Raw genomic sequence first — 26580 nt, forward strand, 5'->3', positions numbered from 1 at the left:
GCAACGGCGCGGAGCGCCGCGCCCACCATCTTTCGGGGATGCTGACGCATGGTGGGCACTCTTCGCTTTGCCCACCCTACTAGACCTAGGTCTTTGGCCCCAGGAATGTTACGGCACCGTCACGACGATCTTGCCGAGATGCTTGTTGGCCTCCATGTGCTCGAACGCCTTGTCGATGTCGTCGAAGGCAAACACCTTGTCGATCGGCAGCTGCAGTTTTCGCGACTCGACCGCGCCCCAGATGTCCTTGCGGACCTCCTCAAAAATCTCGCGGACCTCCTCGATGGTGCGGGTGCGGAAGGTGACGCCGACATAGTCGATGCGGCGGGCCGCGTGCAGGTCGAAGTTGAAATCGGCATGGGTGCCGCCGAGCCGGCCGACATTGACGATTCGACCCTTGACCTTGGTCGCCGCGAGGTTCTGGTTGGCGACCTTGCCCGAGACCTGGTCGACGATGAGGTCGACACCTTCGCCGTTCGTCGCCTTCAGCACCTCGTCGACCCATGAGGGGTCGGAGGAGTCGACCGCGAGGTCGGCGCCATACTCCTTCAGTCGGCCGCGGCGGGCGGCATCGGTCGAGGAGCCGATCACGAGTCTCGCGCCCTTGAGCTTCGCAATCTGCATCGCCATCAGGCCGACGCCGGAGCTTGCGCCCTGGATCAGCACGGCCTGCCCGGGCTGCACGCCGCCGATGGTGACGACGGCGTTGTGCATGGTCGCGAGCGCGACGGGCAGGGTGGCGGCTTCCTCGAAGTTCATGTTCGAGGGTGCGCGGAACAGCCGGCCGTGATCGGCCAGCGTATATTCGGCAAACGCCGCGCCGCCCGAGCCCATGATGCGGTCGCCGACCTTGACGCCCTTGGCATCCGGTCCGAGTGCGGCGACCTCGCCGGCCCATTCCATGCCGAGCACGGTGCCGGCGCCGCCGGCCGCGCCATGGGCGTGGCCCTTGCGCATGCCGGTGTCGGCGCGATTGAGTCCACAGGCGCGGACCCGGACCAGCACCTGCGTGCCTTCAGGCTTTGGTTGAGCGACGTCGGAAATTGTAGCGCCGCCAGGGCCGTAGACATAAGCCTTCATGTATTGCTCTCGCTTCTTGCAGTGATTATTCCGCAGCCTGCGCTGTCGGATGAACGATCATGCCTTCGAGCCGGCTGCGGATGATGGCCTCGGCTTCGCGCACGATGCGGGAGATCAGTTCGGCGCAGGTCGGGATGTCCTGGATCAGGCCCTGGACCTGGCCCGCCGACCAGATGCCTTCGTCCGAGTTGCCGGTCGCGTAGACCATCTTGCCGCGGGCGCCCGCGACGAGCTCGCGGATATCCTCGAACTTGGCGCCTTCCTTCTCCATCGCAACGACCTTGGTCGAGATCTCGTTCCTGGCGACGCGGGAGGTGTTGCGCATGGTGCGGAAGATCAGCTCGGTCTCGCGCTCGTCATTGGCGACGATCTTCTCCTTGATGAGCTGATGGATGGGGCTCTCTTTGGTCGCCATGAAGCGCGTGCCCATGTTGATGCCTTCGGCGCCCAGCGCCAGTGCGGCGACGAGGCCGCGGGCGTCGGCAAAGCCGCCGGAGGCGATCATCGGGATCTTGATCTTGTTGGCGGCGGCCGGGATCAGGATCAGGCCGGGGGTGTCGTCCTCGCCGGGATGACCGGCGCATTCGAACCCGTCGATCGAGATGGCGTCGACGCCCATGCGCTCGGCCGAGAGCCCGTGACGGACGCTGGTGCATTTGTGCACGACCTTGACGCCGTGCTTCCTGAACTCGTCGACGTGCTCCTGCGGCTTGTTGCCGGCAGTTTCGACCACCTTGATGCCGCTCTCGATGATGGCGGCGCGATATTCGGCATAAGGCGGCGGCTTGATCGCGGGCAGGATGGTGAGGTTGACGCCAAACGGCTTGTCGGTGAGATCGCGACAGCGGGCGATCTCCTTCCTGAGGTCCTCCGGCGTCGGCTGGGTCAGCGCCGTGATGAAGCCGAGCGCTCCGGCATTGGCGACGGCGGCGACCAGCTCGGCGCGCCCGACCCATTGCATGCCGCCCTGGACGATCGGGTGCTCGACACCGACGAGCTTGGTGAACCGTGTCTGCAGCATGGTCTGTTTCCTCCGCCTGTGTGGCGCTCTGTTATCGTTTGATGGCGGCAGGATGCCGCCCGGGTCGGGAAAAGTCTATTGGAAGGGCGTGCGGTGGAGGCGGGGCGATCATGCGGGGAGTGGGGGGATTCCGCAGGGCGGATAATTGAGGGGATAGCACCGGGTGGCGCGAGGGTTTTTGTGCGCCGCTGCTTCAACACCGACGGAGGATGAGGGGCTTTCGGAGACCATCAACTTGCATTTCCGTCGCAAGGCATGCCTCCGCCCTCTCGCTGCGCATTCGCCCGAGCTTTGCCTGATCGCATCGCCCTCGTCGTGACAAGGGCGCAGGGAAGGCCGGGCGCCGGCTGGCACCCGCAGATCCGTGCACGATAGAAATGCACACGGGGTGGACCACAGGTTCGCCGGATCGCCCGGCCTTCCCTGCGCGATGGTTTTAACGTGTCCTTCGTGCTCTCCCCGGGGAGCGATGCACTATTGCCCCCGTCGCCATGCAGATGACCGATGCGCGCGCCCGGTTGGACCGCCACATCACCGCAGGACTTGACGCACAGACCCCGGGCGTCAGGACCACACGACTTGTTCGTCCGCGCACGTCCTCGCAGGGACTTCGGGAGCTGGCGTGTGCTCGCACCCGAAACCATGCGAAGACGCTGTCGGCGCCGTGTCGTAGACGCGAAAGCCTGTGCTCACGGTTTCCCGCCCTGCAAGGCTCGCCGCGCCCGACGCCGTCGCGTCCATCGCTGCCCAACCCGCGGTTCGTGACGATCGCGATGCGCCCCTTGTCCCGGGTCAGGGTATCGCTCACGTACGACAAATCCGAATTTTGGTAAAGTAGAATATTTTGGCGAGCCGAGATTGACACGCGACGCGGGAATTTGCGCGGGTGTTTTGCCCGACGGGCAAGACGGCTTCAGCTACTCCGTCGACAGCCGCACCATCTGGCGGCCGCCGTTCATTTCCTTGAGGCTGTTGACGAAGTTTTCCGGGCGCTGCCAGCGGTTGGGGACCTTCAATCCCATGTACTCGGCGATGTCGCCGATGAAGCCGGTGCAATTGGTGGTCTCGGCATTCCAGACCGGCGAGCTCGCCTGCAATTTCTTGATATAGGCAAACACGCGCTTGGCGTCCGCTTCGTTCAAATAGACGCGGTAGTTCGCGGTCAGGTAATCGGGGTCTAGATCGCCGTAGCTCGCGCCGGTCTCCGCCGGCACCCAGGTGAGGTGACCGAGCACATAGGCCCAGGTGTCGCCGGCCGGCGTGAGCCCTGCGACCTCGACGGCGCGCTCGCTGGTCTTGCCGTACCAGACGAAGGCGTGGCCCCAGCTCGCGGCCGTGCGGGCGCGGAAATCGACGTAGTACGGACCTTTCTCCGCGCGCGCGACTGCGCGTCGATTCGCTTGCGGCGCCGGCCGTGATGCGGTCTCGGTCGTGGCAAGCGCGTTTGCGTCAGCAACGCGCTTGTTCGCTTCGTGGGCCGAGGCCGAGGGTGTCGTGCACGCGAGCATGGCCGCGAGCGCGAATCCCGCAAGGATGCAGGGTCCCGATCGATCAGGTTTGTTCGTCACGCTATGCCCCTCGAATGTCGGCCACTCACGCAGAGTCTACGCTTGCTTCTGCGTATTTCGCTGCACGTCAGTAGCGCGCCGCGACGGGGCCGGGCGCCTTCCCGATCGGGGCCTTTCCAACCGGGCTCTTGCCAATCGGCATCTTGCCGATCGGCGCCTGCTCCGAATAGACCGGAACGGGCTGGCGGCGCGGCAGATCCGCAGCATTCGCAACCGTCGCCAGAGCAAGCGTAGCACCCACGACAAATACAATCTTCTTCACAGTCATACCCCTAGAAGGTTTGGTCCAAACACGGCACCGCCGTGCCCCCAGACACGCCTCACAGAAGGGCGGCCGAATGCGTCCACAGTGCGGCATCCGCGCGACATGTTGGCGGCATCTACCGGGCGCGCGGAGACGTGATGTGTCTGAATGTTCGCCTTCGCGCCGCTCGTTGGTCAGTGATCGGCGCTGAGGCGGAAATGCATCTCGATCTTCGCGGGTGACGCATCGCCCGCCACGCGCCAGGGTGAAAAGCCAGGGGTGGGATCAGGATCGGAGGGGAGATCGATCGGCCAGCTCTGCGTCGGCGAACCCGGAAGCGTCAGGCTGACGGCGCGGTGACGCGTTTTGTACGTCAACGACGTGGAGGCAATGATCGCTTTGCGCTCGCCTTCATGCGCGCGCCAGTTCGGAGGCAAATTGGCATTGGCACAACCTGTCGCTTCCTCGACCTCGATGTGCACATCCTCCGCCTTGTCCTGCAGCGTCATGCCGGCGGGAAGGCGAAACTCGATGTGGAGCGTCATGTAGCCGTGACTGAGATAGGGCGAGCGGATGAGTTCGTACCAGCCCCAATAGCCAAGGATTGCCGCGATGAGCAGAATGGTCAGAGCAAAGGGCGCAGAGAGCTGCGTGGTGCGGTGAGGCGCAGTGTCGGAGGTTTCCGTGGGCGGCTGTGGCGTTGCGTTCCGGACCAGGCCGAAGCGCACGAACAGCCAGATGCCGGCGATCAGGCCAACCACACCGCCGATCGGACCGATGTCGAAGAAGGCGCCCATGGCGATGCCGCCATCGCGGTCTGGCCCGGCCAGCGCGATCACCAGTGCGGCAAGGGCGGACCAGCCGGCGAGCGCGCCGAGCAGGGCGGAGAGGAGGCCGAGGATCAAGCGCATGTCCGGATTGGTCGCGCGGATGGGGATCGCGGTTCGAACCATCCCGAAGGATCGGGTGCCTTCACCCGATCCGGTTCAGGCTGTTCCTGATGGTCGAGAAGATGCCGCCGATGTCTTTTCGCAGGCCGTCGAGCGCGTTGAAATTGTCGAAGATGCGGGCGAGGCGGTCCTCGACCTCGCGCTTGCTCTTGGTCAGCGCGTCGACGCGCGAGGCGAGGCTGACGTCGCCGCTCGCCTCGATCTCGCCGACGGTTTTGGCGAGGAGGTCGCGCGTGGTGCCGACGTCCGCGATCATGGCCTCGATTCCGAACACGGGCGCCTTCAGTGGGACGAGGTCAGCCTGCGACTTCGACAGCTCCGCCTTGAAGGCGTTCAGCGTCGCCAGCGTTTCCTGTAACGCGCCGAGGCGCTGGCGCGACTGGAGAACAAAATCGTTCAGCGCATTCTGGCGGTCGGCAAGCGTCTTGCCCTCGGCGTCGATCTCGACACCGGCGAGCGAGCGTTCGAGCTGGGCCCGACGCTGGCCGAGTTCTTCGAAGTCGAGCCCGATCCCTTTCAGGATGTGGAAGCTGTCGTCGATGCGGGCCAGGCGCTGCTCGATCTCGACCTTGTTCTTCGACAGCGTCTCGACGCGGGTGCCAAGCGGCGCTTCACCGACGGTTTCGAGCTCGTCGACGCTCTTGACGAGGCGCTCATGGCTGAGGCCCAGCTCGCTGATCAAGGCATTGAGGCCGGCGTCCGAGGCGCGCAGCGGCACCAGCTCGACGTGGGACTTCGCCAGATCTTCCTTGTACTGGTTCAGGGTCGCAAAGGTGCCTTGGACCGTGCCGACTCGGGACAGCAACGTCGATACGTCGCGCGCGATGTCCTTGAGCCGGTCGGCGAGATTGTTCTTGCGGTCGTCGGTCTCGAGGTCGTGCAGCGAGCGTTCGAGCTGATTCTGGCGGTCGCGGATCTCGGTGAAAACCGGCTCGACCGCGCGGCGCTGCTCGGCGACCTTGCCCACCATGTCGCGCAGTTCCTGCTGGCGGCGGCGGATTTCGGCGAGCTGGTCGTGCATGTCGGTGGATTCGTTGCGGCCCCGCTGCAGCAGGGCGCGCTGCTCGGTCTCGCCCAGCTTGTCATGGAGGGCGGAGACGGCCTCCCGGGGATCGCTCTCGATCAGGTGCTGGACGGTAGCGTCGAGGTGGTTCTGCAGGGCATGGGCGACGACGACGTCCTCGCGGGTCTTCTTGAGGCGGTCGCGCAATGTGTCGAGGCGCCGGTCCTGGCGCGAGAGCCGCCAGGCGGAGGCGCCGATCAGTGCCAGCGCCAGAGCCAGGATCGCGCCGGTCGCAAACCGCTGCGGGACAGGCAGGCCTCCGAACCAGGCAGGCAGGTGGCCGACATCGTAACCGAGCGCCTGCTGGGCGAAGATCGCGATGGCGGTGAGCAGAACAAACCAGGCAACCAGGAAAAACAGCCACATCGTGACTTCCTCACGCCGGCACACATTATCGCCATAATTGCTATTGGAGAGCGGAACCGAGATCAAGGGCGGCGGGGGCTTGCCGGATAGGTCCGGTCACACGATCCACGGCTGAATGCGTCAGCCGATCGGTGGAGGAGAAGTTGGTTGCCGGGATTTCCCGAGCTTGGATGGAGTGTTCCGTAGCCTGGATGGAGCGAAGCGCAAGCCGGGCTCTGCAAGCCTTGAGTGCCAGCCCCGGATTTCGCTTCGCTCCATCCGGGCTACCGCACCGCGTTGGTGGCTACAGCCGAAACTCGTTGGTCAGCTCGCCGATGCCGTCGATCGCGACGGTCACGATGTTCACCGGCTCTTTCATCACGCCGACGCCGACCGAGGTGCCGACGGCAATGAGGTCGCCGGGGAGCAGGGTCATGTCGTGGGAGATCCTGCTGACCAGTTCCTGCGCGGTAAAGATCATGTCCGATATCGGATAGTTCTGCCGCTCCGCGCCGTTGAGGATGGTGCGGACCACCAGCTTTGCCGGATCGAGACCGGTGGCGATGACGGGGCCGAACGGGCCGTAATCGTCGATGCCCTTGGCCCGCGCCCATTGCGGGAAAGTGGGATCGCTGGTCAGGATGTCGTTGGCAGTGATGTCGTTGACGCAGGTGTACCCGAAGATGAAGCTGTCCGCGTCCGCCGGCGACACCCGGGCGCAGATCTTACCGATGACGATGCCGAGCTCGCCTTCATACGTGGTCTTGCCGTCGTAATAAGAGGGACGGCGGATCACGGCGCCTGGTGTCGTGATGCTGGTGGTGGCCTTCAGGAGGTAGAGCGGCTCCGGCGGCTCGGGCTGGTTGAGCTTGGCCGCGAGCGCGTGAAAATTGTTCCAGAGCGCGACGATCTTGCTGGGCGCGCAGGGCGCGAGCAGTTCGACCTCCGACAGCGCCAGCGTCCTGCCGGTGGCCACATGGCGGCCAAACATCTCGCCCTCGTGCACGCTGATGCCTGACGAATTCAGCGTGCCGAACCCGGTGGCACCGCTATTGCGGAAGCGGAGCCATTGTTTGACCTCGCCAGCCATCACGCCACCGCCAGTGCGCGCGGATCCGATCGTGTCGAGATGCCGTCGTAGAGACCGGCGATGCGGGCGCGCTGGGTCACCATCGCCAGCACTGAATCGAGCGCGGGGGTGGCGATGCCGGTGAGGCGGCCCATCTCCTGCACGACGGTGACGAGCGGGTCGATCTCCATCGGGCGGCCGCGCTCGAGATCCTGCAGCATCGAGGTCTTGTGCGCGCCGACCTTGCGGGCGCCTTCGATGCGGCGCTCGACGTCGACGCGGAATTTGACGCCGAACGTCTCGGCGATGACTTGCGTCTCCATCATGATCGCGCGCGACAGCGCGCGGGTCGCCGGATCGGTGCAGATCACGTCAAGTGTTGCATGGGTGAGTGCGCTGATCGGGTTGAAGCAGACATTGCCCCACAGCTTGAGCCAGATCTCGTCGCGGATGCGGTCGAGCACCGGCGCTTTCAGCCCGGCTGCGACGAAGAGATCGGCGAGGCGTTGCACGTCCGGGGTGGTCTCGCCGGAGGGCTCGCCGAGCGGAAAGTTGTTGCCGTAGACGTGACGGATCACGCCGGGCGCCTCGATCTCGGTGGCGGGATAGACGATGCAGCCGATGGCGCGCTCGGCGCCGATTTCGCGCCACTGCCGTCCGCCGGGGTCGATGCTCTCCAGCGTCGAATTCTCGTATTGGCCGCCGTGCTTGTAGAAGTACCAATAGGGGATGCCGTTGACGGCGGTGACGATGCGGGTGTGGGGGCCGAGCAGCGGCTGCATTGTCTCGATCACGCCGGTGATCGAGTGCGCCTTCAGCGTGATGATGATGTAGTCCTGCACGCCGAGCTCGGCCGGATCGTCGGTGCAGCGTGGATGCACGGTGTGCTTCTCCTCGCCCGCGAGCAGCGTCAGGCCGCGCTCGCGCATCGCGGCAAGGTGCGCGCCGCGTGCGACCAGGCTGACATCGGCGCCCGCACGCGCGAGCTGAACCCCGAGATATCCGCCGATTGCGCCGGCGCCGTAGATGCAGATCTTCATGGAATCCTCGCGGAGCAGCAGAAGCCGGATTTCGGACGAAAGATCCGGTCCGGCTCGGAAGGGTCCGAGCCGGGGCCGGTAGTCGCAGGGGAAGTGAGGCGCTTTAAGCTGCTTGCGGCGTGCCGTTGAGTGCTTCGTCGATGACGGCCGTGATGTCGCGCATGCTGATGACCGAGACGAGGCTGTAATCGTCGATGACAGGCAGGTGCCGGATGTGATTCCGGTTCATCAGATGGCGGACGTGCTCGATCGTGTCGCTCGAGGTGCAGGACACGAGTTGCTGCACCGAGACGAGCTGCGAGACCTTGACGTTGACGGCATTGGCGCCGTGCTCAGCGACCGCGCGCACGACGTCGCGTTCGGTGAACATGCCGACCGCGGTGTTACCCTCGGAGCGGACCACGTCCTTCACCACCAGTGCGCTGATGTTGTTGGCGCGCATCAGCTTGGCGGCGATACCCACCGTTTCGTTCATTCGCACCGTGACAACGCGCGGTGTCTTCTTGCGCAGAATGTCTCCGACCAGCATTGCAACCTCCCTGGGTGAATGATGTGGCAAGTGTGGTATACATAATGCCAATCGTCAAGCGTCGGTTTGGCTGATCCGAAAATTCTTGCGGCAGCAATGCTGACATTTATCGTGAGCCAAAAAGAAAGGGGCGCATCGCTGCGCCCCTTCTCATCCGTGCAAGGTGCGTGTTCGTTATGCCGTCTCGGTCTTGGCGCTCCCCGTCGCGGCGTTGGCGCTCTCGGCTTCCTTGCCGAGGATGAAGGAGCGGCGCATCGGCTTGATCACGAACAGCGCCGTCAGGGCTGCCGTCGCGTTCAGCGCGACTGCGACCACGAACACGGCCTTCCAGCCATAGGTGGCCGAGATCACGCTTGCGAGCGGAACGAGCAGGGACGCCGTCCCCTTCGCCGTGTAGAGCATGCCGTTGTTGGTGGTTGCAAACTTCGAGCCGAAGGTGTCCCCGCAGGTCGCGGGGAACAACGAGTAGATCTCCCCAAACACGCCGAAATAGACTGCGGTGGCGAGCACGAAGACGACGGGCACGTGGCCATAGGCCGACAGCGTCAGCAGCATCAGCGCGGCGGTGCCGAAGGCGATGAACATGGTGTGCTCGCGGCCGATCGTGTCGGAGACGAAGCCGAAGAAGGGCCGTCCGAAACCGTCGAAGATGCGGTCGAGCGAGATCGCGAACGTCAATGCCGCCATCTGGAAGCCGGCGAGCGTGACCGGCGTGTCGGCGATCTTGAAGTCGTGCGCGATCGGGGCGATCTGCGCCGCGGTCATCAAGCCGCCGGAGGCAACCATGACGAACACAAGATACATCACCCAGAAAACAGGGGTGCGCAGCACCTCGGGCGGGGTAAAGTCGATCTTGGTCTGCGGCAGATTGAGCTGCTTCTTCTTCGGCGGGATCGAAATCCGCGGCGGCTGGATGAAGAAGGCGAGCACGAAGACGATCAGGCCCTGGCCGATGCCGAAGGTGAGAAACGCGTGCTGATAGCCGCTCGTTGCGATCATGGTCGCGATCGGCACGACGGTGAGTGCAGCGCCTGCGCCGAAGCCGGCGGCGGTCGCACCGGCGGCAAGGCCCCGGCGATCGGGAAACCATTTCAACGCATTGCCGACGCAGGTGCCGTACACCGCGCCCGCGCCCATGCCGCCGATGATCGCGGCCGCGTAGAGCAAGGTGAGGCTATCGGCATAGGAGTTGAGAATCCAGGACAGCGCGATCATGACGCCGCCGAACATGATGACGATGCGCGGGCCGTATTTGTCGACGAACCAGGCCTCGATCGGCACCAGCCAGGTTTCCGTGACGACGAAGATGGTGAAAGCGAGCTGGATCGCGGCGCGTCCCCAATGGTGTGCATGATCGATCGGATCGACGAACAGCGTCCAGCCATATTGCAGGTTGGCGATCATCGCCATGCAGACGATGCCCATGACCAGCTGGAGCCAACGGAAACCTGTGCGGAGAGGCGCGGCCGTGACAGCGCCATCGGTGCTGGAAATCATCAAGAACCTCCCAAGCGCCTGTCTGGTTCGACACCGATCGCAAGATGACCTGATGTCGCAATATTGTGGCTTATCGTCGCAAGCGCGATGAGGACCTTGGTATACCATATTCCAGATTGCAAGCCCTATCTTGGTGCCCCACTGACAAAAAATATGCGGGGTTCCGTTTGGGAACGGCGGACTCATGAAGACGTTGCGCAAACGAAAACGCCCGGCCATGAGGCCGGGCGTTTTGCACGAGAAGGCGCGTTCGGAACGCGTCAGACAGTCGATTGCGCGACCACCACCTTGCGCCAGGGTTTGAGCACCGCGATCGCCAGCGCCGAGGCCAGGATGTTGGCGCCGGCTGCGATGATGAACACGTTGTCCCAACTGCCCGACGATTGCTGCATGTAGTTGCCGATCGGGACCAGCAGCGCGGCCGTACCCTTCGCGGTGTAGAGCAGGCCCGCATTGGTGGTCGCGAACTTGGCGCCGAACGTGTCGGTGCAGGTCGACGGGAACAGCGAGTAGATCTCACCCCAGGCGAAGAACACGAAGCCCGAGAGCAGCACGAACCAGAGCGGATCCTGGCCCCAGAGGTAGAGCATCCAGATGCCGATACCTTCCATGCCGAAGGCGATGAACATCGTGTTCTCGCGGCCGATCATGTCGGAGATCCAGCCGAAGAACGGACGCGTCAGGCCGTTGAGCACGCGGTCGATCGTGGCCGCGAAGGTCACCGCGGTCATCGTCACCGCCATCAGCGTGACGGGGACGTTATCGATCTTCCAGTCGGCCGCGATCGGCTTCAAATTGGCCGTCACCATCAGGCCGCCGGCGCCGACGATCACGAACATGAAGTACATCAGCCAGAAGATCGGCTGACGCAGTACCTCGGTCGGCTGATAGTTGCGGCGGGTCTGTTGCAGATTGGCGTTCGCCACCACGCTGGGCACCTGGCCTGCCTTGGGCGCCAGCAGGAAGAAGGCGAGAATGCAGATGATGATGCCTTGTCCGAGGCCGAAATAGAGGAAGGTGGTCTGGAAACCGCTGTCCTTGATCATGGCCTGGATCGGCGCGACGGTCAGCGCAGAGCCTGCACCGAAGCCCGCGGCCGTGATGCCTGCGGCAAGACCGCGCTTGTCCGGAAACCACTTCAGCGCGTTGCCGACGCAGGTGCCGTAGACGCCGCCGGCGCCGATGCCCGCGATGATCATGCCGAGATAGTAGCCGTTGAGCGTGGTCGCCTGCGCGTTGATCGCCCAGCCGGCGGCGCAGAGCACGCCGCCGACCAGGACGACGAGGCGCGGACCGTATTTGTCGACGAACCATCCTTCGATCGGGACGAGCCAGGTCTCGAACAGCACGAACAGCGTAAAGGCCCATTGGATCGACGCACGATCCCAGCCGAACTTCTTCTGGATGTCGGGGACGAAGAACGTCCAGCCGTATTGATAGTTGGCGATCATCACCATCGCCGCGACACCGACCGCCAATTGCGTCCAGCGATACGTGTCGCTAACGCGCGCGGCTGTCGGGGCGGTTGCTTGCACCATGTCCGTCATAAAGCCTCCCGTGGCGCCTCTCATTTTTCTGCGAGCGCTGGAACGGCATTCTTGTATGCATTATGCCAAGCTTCAAGCGCTGGTCCGGTCACCGTGCGCAAATGCCGCAGGACCTTGCCCGGTTGCGGCTGTGACTCAGGACAGCACAAGTAGAAATGGCCCCGTCATCCGGGGCCATTCATCAAAAGTAGTATGCGGACTGATCTAAAACCGTCTCCCGCTGCGCGCGCAGGCGCGGGCGGGCTGCCCGGCTTACAGGCCGAAGCGCGGCAGGTCGCCGTTGTGATTCGAGATCTCGGCGCTCGCCATCAGGAGGCGGTCGATCGTGGCCATCAGGCGGGCGAACAGCGAGGAGGAGGGGGCGAGAGCGACGGAAGCGGTCTTGGACATCGGGAATCCCTTTCTGAGACGGTCAGTAGTGCTGTCTCATTTCGAAGGGGAATTTATGTATACCAGATGCCAATGTCTATGCATGCCATTGCATAGCAGCATTTAGCTCTTCGCATTGCAGTATAATAGTCCGTTAAATGGGCCGATTTGAGTGGGATATGCCCAAAACCGGCCGAAACTGAACCATTTGACCGTCGATGTCCAAAAACGGAGCCTTGGCAGCGGCACGCGAAGCCGTTAGTGGTCTGCCCCCTTCCAATCATCTGTCAGAGTGGTTCATGTCGAGCGCCTCGCCCGCCGTCTCGATCGGCATCGATTTTGGGACCAGCAACACGGTCGTGGCCCTTGCAGCGGACGACCGCCGGGTCGAGGCCATCCGCTTCGACCATGGCGGACAGCGCCACAGCGTCTTCGTGTCGGCGCTGTGTTTCTGGGAGGACCGGCCGGGCGCCGGCGCCCAGGCCGAAGGCGGCCCGTGGGCGATCGAGCAGTTCCTCGAAGGCCGCCATGTCTACCGCTTCCTCCAGTCGTTCAAGACCTTCGCCGCGAGCTCCAGCTTCAACACCACCCAGGTGTTCCGGCAGCGCTACAAGTTCGAGGATATTTTGGCGGCGTTCCTGCGGACGCTGGCGCGTCATGGCGGCGATAAATTCGGCTTCGAGACGTCCACCATCACGGTCGGTCGCCCCGTCCGCTTCGCCGGCGGCAATCCCGACGAGGCGCTGGCGATGCAACGTTACCGGGCCGCGTTCGAGCGCCTTGGCGCCGGCCACGCCCGCTACGTCTACGAGCCTGTCGGAGCCGCGTTCTCCTTCGCCCGCCGGCTGGAGCGCGATGCGACCGTGCTGGTCGCGGATTTCGGCGGCGGCACCAGCGATTTCTCGGTGATGCGGTTCTCGCGTGCCGGCGGGGCCTTGCGCGCCGAGCCGCTCGGCCATGCCGGCATCGGGATTGCGGGCGACACCTTCGATTACCGCATCGTCGATCACGTCGTCTCGCCGCGGCTGGGCAAGGGCTCGAGCTTCCGCTCGTTCGACAAGGTGCTACCGATCCCCACCGGCCGCTACACCAATCTCGCGCGCTGGCATCAGCTCGCGATGATGAAGAGCAACGGCGACCTGCGCGAACTCCGGGAGCTTGCGCGCACCGCGGTGAAGCCGGCTCTGCTCGAGGATTTCATCACCATCGTCGATCTCGACCTCGGCTTTGCGCTGTACCGCGCGGTGTCCGACGCCAAGGTCGCACTGTCGGCGCAGGACCAGGTAGAGTTCCGCTTCAAAGGCGGTGGCGTCGACATCGGCTCGACCATCACGCGGAAGAATTTCGAAGCCTGGATTGCCGACGATATCGCGAGGCTCGGGGCTACCGTCGACAAGGTGCTTGGCGAAGCCGGCATTACCGCGCGCGAGATCGAGAAGGTGTTTTTGACCGGCGGCACGTCCTTCGTGCCAGCCGTTCGAAGACTGTTCGCCGAGCGGTTCGGCAACGAACGGCTGATGTCAGGCGACCAGTTCGAGTCGATCGCCTACGGCCTTGCTTTGATCGGACATAGCCCGGATCCCGACCGCTGGACCGCAAGTGGCGGCCTCCAGTCGAGGGCGGGCGCGTAGCCTGCGGTACGCGCGGCCGCCCCTAAGTCCCGTCCGGTCGCTATTGCTTGATCTCAGGCTCGACGAGCTTCGCCAGATTGCGCAGCGATTCCTGCCAGCCGAGATAACATGCCTCCAGCGGGATGACGTCGGGTATGCCGGCCTGCGTGATATCCAGCTCAGTGCCGACGGATACTTTCTTCAGGATCACGGTGACCTGGATCTCGCCCGGCAGATTGGGATCGTCGAACCTGTCGGTGTAGCGGAGACGTTCGCCGGGGACGAGCTCGAGATATTCGCCGCCGAAGGCGTGGCTGTTGCCCGTCGTGAAGTTGCGGAACGACATCTTGAACGTGCCCCCGACCTTGGGCTCGAAATGATGGACGGTGCAGGTGAAGCCGTTCGGCGGAAGCCATTTCGCCAGCGCATCCGCCTCCAGGAAGGCGCGATAGACTTTCTGCGGGCTGGTCGTGAGAACGCGGTGCAGGTGGACAGTGCTGGGCATGATCAGTCTTCCTCGTGAAGCGCCGGGCTCGACGTCAGCGTCTATTGCCCGTTCATGTCCAGATGACGGACGAGGTGCCGCCGATCCGACGGGGCATCTCGAATTTTTTGATGGATCCACGCATGTGGCGCTCGGCAGCCCTCCCAAAGCAGCTCGCCGGCGGCGAACGATGAGCGCCGAATAGCACACGTCCTGTGCCTACCGCCGGGCTCCCGAGCCGTTAAATTCGGCCAAGCCTTGCAAATAGCGAGGATGTGGTATACGTTGAGGCTGTTCGTTCAGCCGCTGTGCCTTGTTGAATGCGCCCGCGGGCTCCTTTTCCATAGACATCGACGAATAGAATTTGTTCTGCGTGACGAGCACGCGGAACCTGCGCGTATGCGCTTTGGAGAAGAAAATGACGACAGGTACTGTGAAGTGGTTTAACGGCCAGAAGGGCTTTGGATTCATTCAGCCGAACGACGGCGGCAACGATGTGTTCGTTCACATCAGCGCGGTCGAGCGGGCTGGTCTTGCAGGTCTCGCTGAAGGCCAAAAGGTCAACTTCGAGCTCAAGACCGACAAGATGCGGGGCAAGGTCAGCGCCGAGAATCTCTCGCTGGCCTAAAGCCTTGGTGCCGTTTCACGGATGTGCTGAAACGGCCATGCCACCCGCTCGATCCCAGGATTGAGCGGGTTTTTGTCCGTTGCAGAGCAGGGTGAATAATGAGCGCCAAGAGACCGGCCGAACCGTCACCCGAAAGCATCGCGCGTACTAACCGTCAGCGGTTGGCCGCAGAGGAAGGCGCTCGGGCGATGGTGGATGTTGGAAAGCAAGCCGTCGATGTTCGCAAAAACATGGCGCGGCTTCGAGAGCTGCGCGAAGCCAAGGAAGCGGCAGACGCCGCCCTTCAGGCATCATTGCCCGCCGCCACCCCGACGAAGCGCAAGAAGAAGGTGACGCCATAGCTGGCTTCCATTGCGCCGACGACACCTCGGAGAGGGTCGATCACATGCCAAAGAGTGCGGGTCGTGCCTAGAATCAAGTCGGATGGCGGAGGCACCATCACCTTCTTTCTCGCGCTTGGCGCGGGACGACAGATGTGCCGTCTTGCGACGACCTTCCTGACGCAGAAGCAGGCTTTCAGTTATCTTCGCAAGAACCGGACCGAGTTCGAGCGCATGGCGCGGGCGCGGCTCGCTTCTGGTGCAGTCGAAGACGGAATCGTCGTGCTATCGATGCTGTAGGGCAGGCGCAGATTTCAGTGCCGCGCCTTCAGCGCAATCCGCGATCGGAGTCTGGGACCGACGCTCTTATTCGGAGCCGCTTCCCGGCTTCGCCTCCCGAGCCAATCGCTCCGCTTTCAGCCGTTCGCGATTCTCGTTGAAGGAGTTCTGGTCCTTCGCATAGTCATTGATCGGCTTCTGCGTTGTCGCAGGCTTGAACGCCTTGTTGGCTTCACGCTTGGCGCGATCAGAGGATTGATCTTTCGACATTTAAGCCCTCAATTTGATCAACGAGCGTGGTCCTGGCGAGTGCCGGACGCGACGCCACCTGTGCCCGAACTGAAAGGCCGACTTGCCATCCTCGGAAGCGGAGGCGACCAGTTCTTCAGCGTGGGGCAGGGTCTTTGCGAGGCGTGCTGCACTCGCCGTGGAGATTGCATGCTGGCTTTTCCGGGCATGCTCGCATTCCCGGGAGCACGCCGGTCGAGGAGTAACGGCCGGCCACCGCATCTGTTCCTCGCGAAACAATCTTTAATCCAGCCTTGGCGGCGCGGCAAGCGCGCCGATCGTGCGATGCAGCCTTTGCGCGCCAACAAAAAGGCCGCCGAAGCCGGCGGCCTTTCGCGTCGTGAGATAAGCCCGCTTACTCCGCGGCCTGCTTTTGCGGCGGATCGAGCGCGCCGGACTTGTGGATATCGGCGACCTGATGGTCCGAGAAGCCAAGCACGGTGCGCAGGATCTCGTCGGTGTGCTCGCCGAGCAGCGGGGAGCGCTCCACCTCGCTCGCGGAGTCCGACAGCTTGATCGGGTTGCCGACCGAGATGTACTTGCCGCGGGTGGGGTGGTCGACCTCGACCACGGTGCCGGTCGCGCGCAGCGACTGGTCTTCGGCGATCTCCTTCATCGACAGGATCGGGCCGCAGGGGATGTCGTCCTTGTTGAGGATTTCCATCGCCTCGAACTTCGTCTTCGTCATCGTCCACTGTTCGATGCGGCCGAAGATTTCGTTGAGGCGCGGCAGGCGGACGGCCGGCTTGGCGTAGTTCGGATCGGTCTTCCAGGAGGGCTCACCGATCACGTCGCAGATCTTCTCCCAGACCGGGGCTTGGGTGATGAAGTAGATGTAGGCGTTGGGATCGGTCTCCCACCCCTTGCACTTCAGGATGCGGCCGGGCTGGCCGCCGCCGGAATCGTTGCCCGCACGCGGCACGGCATCACCGAACGGAATGCCTTCGCCGAACTGGCTGTATTCCTTGAGTGGACCATGGGCGAGGCGCTGCTGGTCGCGCAGCTTGACGCGCGCGAGGTTGAGCACGCCGTCCTGCATCGCGGCCGTCACCTTCTGGCCCTTGCCGGAATGGGTGCGCTGATAGAGTGCGGTGACGATGCCGAGCGCCAGATGCAGACCGGTGCCGCTGTCGCCGATCTGCGCGCCGGTGACCAGCGGCAGGCCGTCGCGGAAGCCGGTGGTGGAGGCGGCGCCGCCGGTGCACTGTGCGACATTCTCATAGACCTTGCAGTCTTCGTACGGTCCGGGACCGAAGCCCTTGATCGAGGCGACGATCATCTTCGGGTTGATCGCCTGGATCTTCTCCCAGGGGAAGCCCATGCGGTCGAGCACGCCGGGACCGAAGTTCTCGACCAGCACGTCGCACTTCTTGATCAGCTCGGTGAGGACGTCCTTGCCCTTGGGGTTCTTGGTGTCGAGCGTGATCGAGCGCTTGTTGTGGTTGAGCATGGTGAAATACAGGCTGTCCACGTTCGGGATGTCCTGCAGCTGGCCGCGGGTGATGTCACCGACACCTGGACGTTCCACCTTGATCACGTCGGCGCCGAACCATGCGAGCAACTGCGTGCAGGTCGGCCCGGACTGGACGTGGGTGAAGTCGAGAATGCGAACGCCCTCGAGCGCTTTTGTCATCGTGTTGCTCCGTACTCTGATCTACCCCTGCACCCGCAGGGACCTTATGGGTTGAAGGGGAGTGCTTACTTCTTCTTCTGCAGAACGCTCTGCGGATTGAGGTTGCCGATGCGACCGCTTTCGGAACCGGCGGCTGGATCGATCACGGCGTTGATGAGCGTCGGCTTGCCCGAGGCCATGGCTTCGTTGACGGCGCGCTTGAGCTCGTCCGGCGAGGTCGCGTTCACGCCGATGCCGCCGAAGGCTTCCATCATCTTGTCGTAGCGGGCGCCCTTGACGAACACGGTCGTCGCCGGATCGGCGTTGACGCTGTTGACGTCGGTACCGCGATAGATGCCGTCATTGTTGAAGATGACGACGCAGATCGGCAAATTGTAGCGGCAGATGGTCTCGACCTCCATGCCGGAGAAGCCGAAGGCCGAGTCGCCTTCGACCGCGAGCACGGGATGGCCGGTCTCGAGAGCCGCCGCGATCGCCTGACCCATGCCAATACCCATCACGCCCCAGGTGCCGACGTCGAGACGCTTGCGCGGCTTGTACATGTCGATGACGCCGCGGGCGAGGTCGAGCGTGTTGGCGCCCTCGTTGACGAGGATCGCCTCGGGATGATCCTTGATGACGTTCTTCAGCACGCCGAGCGCGCCGTGATAGTCCATCGGCGATTTGTTGTTCATGAGCTTCGGCGCCATCTTGGCGACGTTCTCTTCGCGCTTGGTCGAAATCGCCTTGGTCCATTCGGCCGGCGGGGCGGTCCAGCCCGAAGCCATCGCCTGATTGAAGGCGGAGACGACCGAGCCGATGTCGCCGACGACGGGCGCGACGATCTCGACGTTGGAGTCCATTTCCCTGGGCTCGATGTCGACCTGGATGAACTTCTTGGGCGCTTCGCCCCAGTTCTTGCCTTTGCCGTGCGAGAGCAGCCAGTTCAGCCGGGCGCCGATCAGCAGCACGACGTCGGATTCTTTCAGCACCGTCGAGCGGGCGGCGCCTGCGCACTGCGGATGCGTATCGGAGAGGAGGCCCTTGGCCATGCTCATCGGCAGGAAGGGGATGCCGCTCTTCTCGACGAAGGTTTTGATCTCCTCATCGGCCTGCGCGTAGGCCGCGCCCTTGCCGAGGATGATGAGCGGACGTTTTGCGCTCTTCAAAACATCAAGCGCGCGCTTGATCGAAGCGGGCGAGGGGATCTGCGCGGGAGCCGCATCGATCACCTTGACCAGCGACTTCCGGCCGGCATCGGCGTTCATTACCTGCCCGAACAGTTTTGCCGGAAGGTCGAGATAGACGCCGCCGGGACGGCCGGAGACGGCGGCACGGATGGCACGGGCAAGCCCGATGCCGATGTCTTGGGCGTGCAGCACGCGATAGGCTGCCTTGCACAGCGGCTTGGCGATCGCGAGCTGGTCCATCTCTTCGTAGTCGCCCTGCTGGAGGTCGACGATCTCGCGCTCGGAGGAGCCCGAGATCAGGATCATCGGGTAGCAGTTGGTGGTGGCGTGCGCGAGTGCGGTGAGACCGTTGAGGAAGCCGGGCGCGGAGACGGTGAGGCAGATGCCGGGCTTCTTGGTGAGGTAGCCGGCGATGCCCGCCGCATAACCGGCGTTCTGCTCGTGGCGGAACGAAATCATGCGAATACCGGCCGCCTGGGCCATGCGACCCAAATCCGTGATCGGGATGCCCGGCACATTGTAGATGGTGTTGATGCCGTTCAGCTTGAGCGCGTCGATGACGAGATGAAAACCATCCGTCAATTCCTGCTCGGTGCCCGGTGCTTCGGACTTGGTCGCGGTATTCAGCATGGGCCTTGTCTCCCTGATCTCAAGATGCCGTTTCAGGCTTTTGGGGGCGATGCCTCGCCCTTCTGGTGAACGTTGCTGGCTAGAAGAGTTCCTGACCATGCGCTTCGACGTAAGCGGCAAGGCCAAGGGTGTGATCGCGGGCGCGCTTCTCGGCGAGTTCGGTATCGCGCGCCTCCAGGGCTTCGATCATGCCGAGATGCTCGGGTAACGACGTCGCGGTGCGGTCCTTGCGTCCGATGGTCAGTTGCCGATAGCCACGCACGTGCAGCAGCAGGTCGTTGGTGAGATCGACCAGCACCGGCGATTCCGACAGCGAGATCAGCGCCTGGTGGAAGGCGATGTTGGCGCGCGAATATTCCTCGACATGATCCTCGGGGAGGCGGTCTTTGCCAAAATCCTTGAAGTAGTCGCGCAGCGCCGTGATGTCTTTCTTGCGCGCCGTGGCGGTGATGAGACGGGCCGCCATGCTCTCCAGCGCCGCCCAGGCGCGGATCATGTCGACGATCTCGCTCTTGGTCCTTCGCACCACCATGATGCCGCGGCGCGGAACCGTCTTCACGAAACCGTCCTGCTCGAGCATCGCGATGGCTTCGCGGATCGGCGTGCGGCTCACGCCCAGGCGCTCGGACAACGCGCGCTCGTCGAGCATCACCGGCTCGGGCGTCGAGTAGATGTCCATCTTGAGGATGGCTTCCTTCAAGGCGTCATACGCCTTGTTCTTGAAGCTCGACTCCGGGGCAATACGAACGATTGCGATATCTGCCTCGGCCATGTTCGGCAACGCCTTGGTTGGTTTCCGCAGTGACACGACGAATCTCCTCCAGTGGGAGTCGTCTTTTACAGGATTATTAACGGGAAAGTTTTTGGCATACCAAATACCAGAATGTCAAGCTGCCTATTTTTTGCAGCGTTCTAAGGTGCGCTGCAGCTTGACAAGTTGGCTTCTGGCATACCAAATGCCATCGCCAGCCATTTTTAATCCAAGCCGGCGGAGTAATCTCGGCTTTATGCCACTCCGTTCCGCGACATGGAACAGAGCGCGGCGAATGGAAAAGCATCACGGGGCAGCCGCAACACGCGCGCGCTTTGAGAACGCAAGAACCAAGGTCAAGGGAGAAGCCACATGTCCAATTCCAAAGATGCCGTCCGCAAGGTGCTTGACCAGGTCAAGGCGGACAAGCGCACCAGCCTGACCGCGCCGGAAGGTAAGCTGGTCTGCGACGCCTATGGCATTGCGGTGCCGAAGGAGGGGGTGGCGAAGTCGGCCGGCGAGGCCGGCAAGATGGCCGCCTCGATGGGTTTCCCGGTGGTGATGAAGATCGTCTCGCCGGACATTCTCCACAAGACCGAAGCCGGCGGCGTCATCGTTGGCCTCAAGTCGGCCGAGGACGCCGAGAAGGCCTACGAGACCATTCTCGGCAACGCCAGGAAGTACAAGTCTGATGCCAAGATCGAGGGTGTCCAGGTGCAGCAGATGCTGGCCGGCGGCACCGAAGTGATCGTCGGGTCGATCACCGACGCCTCGTTCGGCAAGCTGGTTGCCTTCGGTCTCGGCGGCGTGCTGGTCGAAGTCCTGAAGGACATCACCTTCCGCCTCGCGCCCGCGACCAAGCAAGATGCGCTGTCGATGCTCGACGGCATCCAGGCGCACGAAATTTTGAAGGGCGTTCGCGGCGGTGAGCCGGTGAACCGCACCGCGCTCGCCGATGTCATCGTCAAGGTCTCGCAGCTCGTCACCGATTTCCCCGAGATCGTCGAGCTCGATCTCAACCCGGTGTTCGCGACGGCCAAGGACGCGATCGCGGCCGACGTCCGCATCGTCGTCGACTTCGCTTACGTGCCCAAGCCGAAGCCGCGCCCGACCGAAGAGATCGTCGCGGCGATGAGCCGCATCATGCAGCCGAAGGCGGTTGCCGTGGTCGGCGCTTCGGCCGAAGACGGCAAAATCGGCAATTCCGTGATGAAGAACCTCATCAACGGCGGCTACAAGGGCGACATCTACCCGATCCATCCCAAGGCCGCCGAGATCCTCGGCTACAAAGCCTACAAGAGCGTCAAGGACGTGCCCGGTGTGATCGACACCGCGGTGTTCGCAATTCCCGCGAAGTTCGTGGCCGCGGCGCTCACCGAATGCGGCGAGAAGAAAATTCCCGGCGCGGTTCTGATCCCGTCGGGCTTCGCGGAAGCCGGGGCGCCGGAACTCCAGGCCGAGATCGTCGAAGTCGGCAAGAAGTACGACATCCGCCTGATGGGACCGAACATCTACGGCTTCTATTATACGCCTGCCAATCTCTGCGCGACCTTCTGCACCGCCTATGACGTCAAGGGCCATGCGGCACTGTCTTCGCAATCGGGCGGCATCGGCATGGCCATCATCGGCTTCTCCCGTTCGGCCAAGATGGGCGTGTCGGCGATCGTCGGCCTCGGCAACAAGTCCGACATCGACGAGGACGATCTGCTCGCCTTCTTCGAGCAGGACCCGAACACCAACCTGATCGCGCAGCACTGCGAAGACCTCAAGGACGGCCGCGCCTTTGCGGAAGCGGCAAAGCGCGTCTCCAAGAAAAAACCGGTCATCGTGCTCAAGGCCGGCCGCACCTCCGCCGGTGCGAAGGCGGCCTCGTCGCACACCGGCGCGCTCGCCGGCAACGACAAGATCTACGAGGATGTCCTGGCGCAGTCCGGCGTGATCCGCGCCCGTAGCTTGCGGCAACTGCTCGAGTTCGCGCGCGGCGTGCCGGTGCTGCCGACGCCGAAGGGCGAGAACGTGCTGATCATCACCGGCGCCGGCGGGTCGGGCGTGCTGCTGTCGGACTCCTGCGTCGACAACGGCCTGTCGCTGATGGCGATGCCGGCGGATCTGGATGCGGCCTTCCGCAAGTTCATCCCGCCGTTTGGCGCGGCCGGAAATCCCGTGGACATCACCGGTGGCGAGCCGCCGATCACCTACGTCAATACGGTGAAGCTCGGCCTGACGGACGAGCGCATCCATTCGCTCATTCTCGGCTACTGGCACACCATCGTCACGCCGCCGATGGTGTTCGCCCGCAACATGGTCGAGGTGAAGAAGGAGATGGAGGCCAAGGGCTTCGTGAAGCCGATCGTCGCCTCGCTCGCCGGCGACGTCGAGGTCGAGGAGGCCGCCGAATATCTCTACCAGAACGGCATCCCGGCCTATGCATACTCGACCGAGCTGCCGGTGGAAGTGCTCGGCGCCAAGTACAAATGGGCGCGCGGGGCAGGGCTGCTCTGAGTCGACGATGCCGCTTCGCCTCTCCTCGCGTGCGGGAAGAGGCGAGAACAGTCAGGTCGCGATGAGCAGGAACGTGATCCGGCGCAAATCGATCGAGCCCCGATCGCCATCGGAGGCCGACCACGACGCGCGCGACGGCGGGGTGCAATCCGTCGACCGCGCGCTGTCGATCCTCGAGACATTGTCCGAGGACGACGAGGGCTATCGCCTCAGCGACCTCGCTGTTCGCACCGGGCTCTCCGCCTCGACCGTGCACCGCTTGCTCGCCACGCTGGAAAGCCGCCGCTTCGTCCAGTTCGACCGCGCCGAATCCAAATGGCATGTCGGCGTGCGCAGCTTCACGGTCGGCGCGAGCTTTGCGCGGCGGCGCAATTTCAGCGCCCAGGCCATCCCCTATTTGCGCAAGCTGCGCGATCTTACCCGCGAGACCGCTAATCTTGCCATGGTCGACGACGAGTTCATCATCGTGCTGACCCGCATGGAGAGCCGCGAGATCATGCGTTCGCTGACCCAAGTCGGCGGCCGCGTCCCCATGGTGACCTCCGGCGTCGGGAAGGCGGTACTCGCGACCTATTCCGACGAGGACGTCGGTGCCGTCATCCGCCATCACGGCATGCCACGCTTGACCGAGAAATCCATCGTGCGGCCGAGCGATCTGTTCAAGGAGCTCGAAAAGATCCGAAAGCAAGGCTACGCGCTGGATGATGAAGAAGCCTGCATGGGCCTGCGCTGCGTTGCCGCGGTGGTCTACAACGACTGCGCCGAGCCGCTCGCGGCGATTTCGGTCTCCGGCATGACGAGCCGGCTGACCGATCAGCGGTTACCGGAAATCGGGCAGATCGTCCGCGATGTTGCTGCCGAACTGACGGCCGCGCTCGGCGGGGCAGTTCCGACACCCCGCTAATCGGAAACCCGGGGTATGTCACTGGACAGTGTCGGCTGTTTTGGCTGATATGCGACCAAACGACACGATGCGGCAAACGTCCGCATGAGCCCGGAGACGTCCCATGTTTCAACTTCCCGCGCGCCTCGTCGGCGCAGCCGTCGCGCTGACCCTTGCGGCAGCGACGCCGGCCTTTGCCCAGCAGCTCGAGCTCAAGCTGATGGCACCGGCGGCGCCGGGCGGTGGCTGGGACCAGACCGCGCGCTCGATGCAGCAGGCGCTGGTCGCTGCCGGCGTCGCACGCAGCGTGCAGGTCACCAACGTTCCCGGCGCAGGCGGCAGCGTCGGCATCGCGCAGTTCGTCAACGGCGCCAAGGGTGACGGCAACCAGCTGATGGTCAACGGCTTCGTCATGGTGGGCGCGCTCGCCATGAACAAATCACCCGTCACGCTCGAACAGGTGACGCCGATCGCGCGCCTCACCGAGGAAATCCAGGTGATCGTGGTGCCGGCGAATTCACCGATCAAGACCGCGCAGGATCTGGCCGCAGCGGTGAAGGCCGACATCGCCAAGGTGACCTTCGCGGGCGGCTCGGCCGGTGGCGTCGATCATGTGATGGCGGCATTGTTCGCCGGCGCCGTTGGCGCCGACGCGAAGAAGATCAACTACATCCCGTTCTCGGGCGGCGGCGAGTCGCTCGCCGCCATTCTCGGCGCGAAGGTCACTGCCGGCATTTCCGGCCTCAGTGAATATGACGGGCAGATCAAGTCCGGCAAGCTGCGCGCGATCGGCGTGACCTCGGAGAAGCGCATTCCAGGCAGCGACATCCCGACCTTCAAGGAGCAGGGCATCGACCTCGTGATCGCCAACTGGCGTTCGGTGGTCGCGCCTCCCGGAATCACGCCGGAGCAGCGCAAGACGCTGAGCGACGCGGTCGAGAAGATGGTGAAGTCGGACGCCTGGAAGGACATCCTCAAGCAGAAGGGCTGGGAGGATGCGTATCTCGGCGGCGACGCCTTCGCCGACTTCCTGAAGAAGGAAACCGTGCGCGTCACCGACGTGCTGAGATCAGTCGGCCTGGTCAAGTCATGACCTCGGGCGATCCGGTCCAGCCGCCGCGGCGCGTTGATCGCGCCGGCGTCGTCATTGCTGCGTTGCTCGCAGGTCTTGCCGCGGTGCTGGTCTGGGACGCGCGCGGCCTGCAATCGACCACGATGTACGGGATGGGGCCGGAAGCCATGCCGGTCGTGATCGCCTCCGGCCTCGCGCTGCTCGCGATCGGCAATCTCATCGACGCGCTGCGCGGTCATTTGCCGGCGCGCGAGAGCGCCGATCCTGTGCCTGTGGTCTTGATCCTCGCTGGTCTTGCGCTGCTGATCGGCATCATTGGCTTCGGCGGCGGGTTCATCCTGGCGACGTCGGCGCTGTTCGTCACGACCTCGGCAGCATTTGGGCGCCGCGCCGTCCTGGTCGATTCCGCCATCGCCCTGGTGATGTCGATCCTCATTTACCTCGCGTTCGACCGGCTGTTGACGTTGAGCCTTCCCGCCGGCCCCCTGGAGCGACTGCTGTGATGGACACTTTTGCCGCGCTGGCGCATGGCATGGCGGTCGCCGTCCAGCCGATGAATCTCCTCTACGCCCTGATCGGCGTGTTCCTCGGCACCGCCGTGGGCGTGCTGCCCGGCATCGGCCCGGCGTTGACGGTCGCGCTGCTGCTGCCGGTGACGTACAAGCTCGATCCCGGCGGTTCGCTGATCATGTTCGCCGGCATCTACTATGGCGGCATGTATGGCGGATCGACCACGGCCATCTTGATCAACACGCCCGGCGAGAGCGCCTCGATGGCGACGGCGCTCGAAGGCAACAAGATGGCCAAGGCCGGCCGCGGCGGGCCGGCGCTCGCGACCTCCGCGATCGGGTCCTTCGTCGCGGGCACCATCGCCACCATCGGGCTTGCCTTTCTCGCGCCGTGGCTAGTCGATTTCGCCGTGCGCTTTGGCCCGGAGGATTATTTCGCGCTGATGTGCGTCGCCTTCGTCACGGTGTCGGCGACCTTCGGCGATTCCCCGATCCGCGGCCTGACCAGCCTGTTCATTGGTCTGACGTTGGGCCTCGTCGGCATCGACAAGCTGACCGGTCAGGCGCGGCTTGCGTTCGGCGTGCCCGAACTGCTCGACGGCGTCGAGGTGACGACGCTCGCGGTCGGCCTGTTCGCGGTGGGCGAGGCGCTCTACGTCGCGTCCCGCCGTCACCACACCGAGGAGAAGCTCGAGCCGGTGCGCGGCTCGCTGTGGATGACCAAGGAAGACTGGAAGCGATCGTGGAAGCCGTGGCTGCGCGGCACCATGTTCGGCTTCCCGATCGGTGCGCTGCCCGCCGGCGGCGCGGAGATCCCGACCTTTTTGTCCTATTCCTGCGAGAAGCGGCTGACCAAACATCCCGAAGAATTCGGCAAGGGCGCGATCGAAGGCGTCGCAGGACCGGAGGCCGCCAACAACGCTTCGGCTGCGGGCACGCTGGTGCCGCTCCTGACGCTGGGATTGCCGACCTCGGCGACGGCCGCGATGATGCTGGCGGGCTTCCAGCAATACGGCCTCAACCCGGGGCCGCTGCTGTTCGCCGAGCGGCCCGACCTCGTGTGGGGCCTGATCGCGAGCCTGTTCATCGCCAATTGCATGCTGCTGGTGCTCAATCTGCCGCTGGTTGGCCTGTGGGTGCGGCTGCTGGCGATCCCGCAGCCGTGGCTCTATGCCGGCATCCTCGTGTTCGCGACCATGGGCACCATCGCGGCAAAGCCGTCCGTGGTCGAACTGTCGATGCTGGCCGGCTTCGGCGTGCTCGGCTTTCTGATGCGGCGGTTCGATTTTCCGATCGCGCCCGTCGTGGTCGGCCTGATTCTCGGCCCGATCGCCGAGAGCCAGCTGCGTCGCGCGCTCGCGATCAGCCTCGGCGATCCCATGACGCTGCTCCAGAGCCCGATCTCGGCGACGCTGCTTGCGCTGGCGTTGATCGCGCTGCTGGCACCCTTCGTGCTGAAAGGGATGGGACGCTTCAAAGCGAACGAGGACTAGCCATCCC

Annotated in this window: 26 protein-coding genes; 9 read left to right on the plus strand and 17 right to left on the minus strand. The window is 63.9% G+C overall.

All coding sequences use genetic code 11. From position 1 onward, the window contains the following. Positions 1 to 108: 108 nt before the first annotated feature. From IVB48_RS35720 to IVB48_RS35775, 12 genes are all read right to left on the minus strand, one after another. Positions 109 to 1080: a zinc-binding dehydrogenase gene (locus IVB48_RS35720; RefSeq protein WP_247407641.1), complete on the minus strand. Its 972-nt coding sequence runs from the start codon at positions 1078 to 1080 to the stop codon at positions 109 to 111. Positions 1081 to 1105: 25 nt separating this feature from the next. After that, positions 1106 to 2101, minus strand: coding sequence for a nitronate monooxygenase (locus IVB48_RS35725; protein WP_007593350.1), 996 nt, complete (start codon positions 2099 to 2101; stop codon positions 1106 to 1108). Positions 2102 to 3018: 917 nt separating this feature from the next. Then, positions 3019 to 3669: a hypothetical protein gene (locus tag IVB48_RS35730; RefSeq protein WP_247407643.1), complete on the minus strand. Its 651-nt coding sequence runs from the start codon at positions 3667 to 3669 to the stop codon at positions 3019 to 3021. Positions 3670 to 3736: 67 nt separating this feature from the next. After that, complete coding sequence (locus IVB48_RS35735) at positions 3737 to 3937, minus strand: hypothetical protein (RefSeq protein WP_247407645.1); 201 nt, start codon at positions 3935 to 3937, stop codon at positions 3737 to 3739. Between the two features lie 170 nt (positions 3938 to 4107). After that, the gene (locus IVB48_RS35740) at positions 4108 to 4866 is read right to left on the minus strand and encodes a hypothetical protein (RefSeq protein ID WP_247407647.1); all 759 of its coding nucleotides are present in this window, start codon (positions 4864 to 4866) and stop codon (positions 4108 to 4110) included. Positions 4867 to 4885: 19 nt separating this feature from the next. Then, positions 4886 to 6292, minus strand: coding sequence for a hypothetical protein (locus tag IVB48_RS35745; RefSeq protein WP_247407649.1), 1407 nt, complete (start codon positions 6290 to 6292; stop codon positions 4886 to 4888). 283 nt (positions 6293 to 6575) lie between these two features. Next, on the minus strand, positions 6576 to 7361 hold the full coding sequence (locus tag IVB48_RS35750; protein ID WP_247407651.1) for a fumarylacetoacetate hydrolase family protein: 786 nt from the start codon (positions 7359 to 7361) through the stop codon (positions 6576 to 6578). Next, positions 7361 to 8380 (minus strand): 2-dehydropantoate 2-reductase, encoded by a 1020-nt coding sequence (locus IVB48_RS35755; protein ID WP_247407653.1) that lies wholly within the window; start codon positions 8378 to 8380, stop codon positions 7361 to 7363. The genes IVB48_RS35750 and IVB48_RS35755 overlap by 1 nt, the downstream gene beginning before the upstream one ends. Before the next feature lie 103 nt (positions 8381 to 8483). Beyond that, on the minus strand, positions 8484 to 8909 hold the full coding sequence (locus IVB48_RS35760; RefSeq protein ID WP_247407655.1) for a CBS domain-containing protein: 426 nt from the start codon (positions 8907 to 8909) through the stop codon (positions 8484 to 8486). A gap of 174 nt (positions 8910 to 9083) precedes the next feature. After that, a complete protein-coding gene (oxlT, locus tag IVB48_RS35765; RefSeq protein WP_247407657.1) occupies positions 9084 to 10406 on the minus strand; it encodes an oxalate/formate MFS antiporter in 1323 nt (440 codons plus the stop codon). 260 nt (positions 10407 to 10666) lie between these two features. Further along, positions 10667 to 11953 (minus strand): oxalate/formate MFS antiporter, encoded by a 1287-nt coding sequence (gene oxlT / locus IVB48_RS35770; RefSeq protein WP_027569143.1) that lies wholly within the window; start codon positions 11951 to 11953, stop codon positions 10667 to 10669. 252 nt (positions 11954 to 12205) lie between these two features. Beyond that, positions 12206 to 12343, minus strand: coding sequence for a hypothetical protein (locus IVB48_RS35775; protein WP_007593333.1), 138 nt, complete (start codon positions 12341 to 12343; stop codon positions 12206 to 12208). Positions 12344 to 12621: 278 nt separating this feature from the next. On the opposite strand from IVB48_RS35775, the gene IVB48_RS35780 reads away from it, so the two are divergent. Next, on the plus strand, positions 12622 to 13953 hold the full coding sequence (locus IVB48_RS35780; RefSeq protein WP_247407659.1) for an Hsp70 family protein: 1332 nt from the start codon (positions 12622 to 12624) through the stop codon (positions 13951 to 13953). A gap of 40 nt (positions 13954 to 13993) precedes the next feature. On the opposite strand, the gene IVB48_RS35785 is transcribed toward IVB48_RS35780, so the two are convergent. Next, positions 13994 to 14437: an SRPBCC family protein gene (locus IVB48_RS35785; RefSeq protein WP_247407661.1), complete on the minus strand. Its 444-nt coding sequence runs from the start codon at positions 14435 to 14437 to the stop codon at positions 13994 to 13996. A gap of 397 nt (positions 14438 to 14834) precedes the next feature. On the opposite strand from IVB48_RS35785, the gene IVB48_RS35790 reads away from it, so the two are divergent. The 3 genes from IVB48_RS35790 (at position 14835) to IVB48_RS35800 (ending at position 15664) form a co-directional block, all read left to right on the plus strand. Beyond that, complete coding sequence (locus IVB48_RS35790) at positions 14835 to 15044, plus strand: cold-shock protein (RefSeq protein ID WP_007593324.1); 210 nt, start codon at positions 14835 to 14837, stop codon at positions 15042 to 15044. Positions 15045 to 15142: 98 nt separating this feature from the next. Next, positions 15143 to 15385, plus strand: a complete 243-nt coding sequence (locus IVB48_RS35795; protein WP_007593322.1) for a hypothetical protein — start codon at positions 15143 to 15145, stop codon at positions 15383 to 15385. Between the two features lie 54 nt (positions 15386 to 15439). After that, entirely contained in the window at positions 15440 to 15664 is a 225-nt protein-coding gene (locus IVB48_RS35800) for a hypothetical protein (RefSeq protein ID WP_027569146.1), read from the plus strand. A 66-nt stretch (positions 15665 to 15730) separates the two neighbouring features. Here IVB48_RS35800 and IVB48_RS35805 read toward each other — a convergent pair whose 3' ends face one another. The 4 genes from IVB48_RS35805 to IVB48_RS35820 form a co-directional block, all read right to left on the minus strand. Continuing rightward, positions 15731 to 15913: a hypothetical protein gene (locus IVB48_RS35805; protein WP_007608360.1), complete on the minus strand. Its 183-nt coding sequence runs from the start codon at positions 15911 to 15913 to the stop codon at positions 15731 to 15733. 373 nt (positions 15914 to 16286) lie between these two features. Further along, positions 16287 to 17564 carry a formyl-CoA transferase gene (gene frc / locus IVB48_RS35810; protein WP_247407663.1) on the minus strand — a complete coding sequence of 426 codons (1278 nt, stop codon included), beginning with the start codon at positions 17562 to 17564 and terminating at the stop codon, positions 16287 to 16289. A 65-nt stretch (positions 17565 to 17629) separates the two neighbouring features. Beyond that, positions 17630 to 19363 (minus strand): oxalyl-CoA decarboxylase, encoded by a 1734-nt coding sequence (gene oxc, locus IVB48_RS35815; RefSeq protein WP_247359825.1) that lies wholly within the window; start codon positions 19361 to 19363, stop codon positions 17630 to 17632. 79 nt (positions 19364 to 19442) lie between these two features. Further along, the gene (locus IVB48_RS35820) at positions 19443 to 20135 is read right to left on the minus strand and encodes a GntR family transcriptional regulator (protein ID WP_197031202.1); all 693 of its coding nucleotides are present in this window, start codon (positions 20133 to 20135) and stop codon (positions 19443 to 19445) included. A 351-nt stretch (positions 20136 to 20486) separates the two neighbouring features. On the opposite strand from IVB48_RS35820, the gene IVB48_RS35825 reads away from it, so the two are divergent. The 5 genes from IVB48_RS35825 (at position 20487) to IVB48_RS35845 (ending at position 26573) form a co-directional block, all read left to right on the plus strand. Then, the gene (locus IVB48_RS35825) at positions 20487 to 22616 is read left to right on the plus strand and encodes an acetate--CoA ligase family protein (RefSeq protein ID WP_247288877.1); all 2130 of its coding nucleotides are present in this window, start codon (positions 20487 to 20489) and stop codon (positions 22614 to 22616) included. Between the two features lie 61 nt (positions 22617 to 22677). Further along, positions 22678 to 23520: an IclR family transcriptional regulator gene (locus tag IVB48_RS35830; protein WP_027569149.1), complete on the plus strand. Its 843-nt coding sequence runs from the start codon at positions 22678 to 22680 to the stop codon at positions 23518 to 23520. A gap of 103 nt (positions 23521 to 23623) precedes the next feature. Continuing rightward, complete coding sequence (locus IVB48_RS35835; protein ID WP_018458586.1) at positions 23624 to 24592, plus strand: tripartite tricarboxylate transporter substrate binding protein; 969 nt, start codon at positions 23624 to 23626, stop codon at positions 24590 to 24592. Then, entirely contained in the window at positions 24589 to 25074 is a 486-nt protein-coding gene (locus IVB48_RS35840) for a tripartite tricarboxylate transporter TctB family protein (RefSeq protein WP_085352319.1), read from the plus strand. Before IVB48_RS35835 ends, IVB48_RS35840 begins: the two co-directional genes overlap by 4 nt. Next, positions 25074 to 26573 (plus strand): tripartite tricarboxylate transporter permease, encoded by a 1500-nt coding sequence (locus tag IVB48_RS35845; RefSeq protein WP_027569151.1) that lies wholly within the window; start codon positions 25074 to 25076, stop codon positions 26571 to 26573. The genes IVB48_RS35840 and IVB48_RS35845 overlap by 1 nt, the downstream gene beginning before the upstream one ends. The last annotated feature ends 7 nt before the right edge of the window (positions 26574 to 26580 follow it).

Source organism: Bradyrhizobium sp. 76 (assembly GCF_023073025.1).
GTDB lineage: Bacteria > Pseudomonadota > Alphaproteobacteria > Rhizobiales > Xanthobacteraceae > Bradyrhizobium.

What these genes read in the sequence shown, in the direction of transcription:
- IVB48_RS35720 (WP_247407641.1), bottom strand. Translation starts at nt 1,080, where the DNA reads ATGAAGGCTTATGTCTACGGCCCTGGCGGCGCTACAATTTCCGACGTC.
- IVB48_RS35725 (WP_007593350.1), bottom strand. Translation starts at nt 2,101, where the DNA reads ATGCTGCAGACACGGTTCACCAAGCTCGTCGGTGTCGAGCACCCGATC.
- IVB48_RS35735 (WP_247407645.1), bottom strand. Translation starts at nt 3,937, where the DNA reads ATGACTGTGAAGAAGATTGTATTTGTCGTGGGTGCTACGCTTGCTCTG.
- IVB48_RS35740 (WP_247407647.1), bottom strand. Translation starts at nt 4,866, where the DNA reads ATGGTTCGAACCGCGATCCCCATCCGCGCGACCAATCCGGACATGCGC.
- IVB48_RS35745 (WP_247407649.1), bottom strand. Translation starts at nt 6,292, where the DNA reads ATGTGGCTGTTTTTCCTGGTTGCCTGGTTTGTTCTGCTCACCGCCATC.
- IVB48_RS35750 (WP_247407651.1), bottom strand. Translation starts at nt 7,361, where the DNA reads ATGGCTGGCGAGGTCAAACAATGGCTCCGCTTCCGCAATAGCGGTGCC.
- IVB48_RS35755 (WP_247407653.1), bottom strand. Translation starts at nt 8,380, where the DNA reads ATGAAGATCTGCATCTACGGCGCCGGCGCAATCGGCGGATATCTCGGG.
- IVB48_RS35760 (WP_247407655.1), bottom strand. Translation starts at nt 8,909, where the DNA reads ATGCTGGTCGGAGACATTCTGCGCAAGAAGACACCGCGCGTTGTCACG.
- oxlT (WP_247407657.1), bottom strand. Translation starts at nt 10,406, where the DNA reads ATGATTTCCAGCACCGATGGCGCTGTCACGGCCGCGCCTCTCCGCACA.
- oxlT (WP_027569143.1), bottom strand. Translation starts at nt 11,953, where the DNA reads ATGACGGACATGGTGCAAGCAACCGCCCCGACAGCCGCGCGCGTTAGC.
- IVB48_RS35775 (WP_007593333.1), bottom strand. Translation starts at nt 12,343, where the DNA reads ATGTCCAAGACCGCTTCCGTCGCTCTCGCCCCCTCCTCCTCGCTGTTC.
- IVB48_RS35780 (WP_247407659.1), top strand. Translation starts at nt 12,622, where the DNA reads ATGTCGAGCGCCTCGCCCGCCGTCTCGATCGGCATCGATTTTGGGACC.
- IVB48_RS35785 (WP_247407661.1), bottom strand. Translation starts at nt 14,437, where the DNA reads ATGCCCAGCACTGTCCACCTGCACCGCGTTCTCACGACCAGCCCGCAG.
- IVB48_RS35790 (WP_007593324.1), top strand. Translation starts at nt 14,835, where the DNA reads ATGACGACAGGTACTGTGAAGTGGTTTAACGGCCAGAAGGGCTTTGGA.
- IVB48_RS35795 (WP_007593322.1), top strand. Translation starts at nt 15,143, where the DNA reads ATGAGCGCCAAGAGACCGGCCGAACCGTCACCCGAAAGCATCGCGCGT.
- IVB48_RS35805 (WP_007608360.1), bottom strand. Translation starts at nt 15,913, where the DNA reads ATGTCGAAAGATCAATCCTCTGATCGCGCCAAGCGTGAAGCCAACAAG.
- frc (WP_247407663.1), bottom strand. Translation starts at nt 17,564, where the DNA reads ATGACAAAAGCGCTCGAGGGCGTTCGCATTCTCGACTTCACCCACGTC.
- oxc (WP_247359825.1), bottom strand. Translation starts at nt 19,363, where the DNA reads ATGCTGAATACCGCGACCAAGTCCGAAGCACCGGGCACCGAGCAGGAA.
- IVB48_RS35820 (WP_197031202.1), bottom strand. Translation starts at nt 20,135, where the DNA reads ATGGCCGAGGCAGATATCGCAATCGTTCGTATTGCCCCGGAGTCGAGC.
- IVB48_RS35825 (WP_247288877.1), top strand. Translation starts at nt 20,487, where the DNA reads ATGTCCAATTCCAAAGATGCCGTCCGCAAGGTGCTTGACCAGGTCAAG.
- IVB48_RS35830 (WP_027569149.1), top strand. Translation starts at nt 22,678, where the DNA reads ATGAGCAGGAACGTGATCCGGCGCAAATCGATCGAGCCCCGATCGCCA.
- IVB48_RS35835 (WP_018458586.1), top strand. Translation starts at nt 23,624, where the DNA reads ATGTTTCAACTTCCCGCGCGCCTCGTCGGCGCAGCCGTCGCGCTGACC.
- IVB48_RS35840 (WP_085352319.1), top strand. Translation starts at nt 24,589, where the DNA reads ATGACCTCGGGCGATCCGGTCCAGCCGCCGCGGCGCGTTGATCGCGCC.
- IVB48_RS35845 (WP_027569151.1), top strand. Translation starts at nt 25,074, where the DNA reads ATGGACACTTTTGCCGCGCTGGCGCATGGCATGGCGGTCGCCGTCCAG.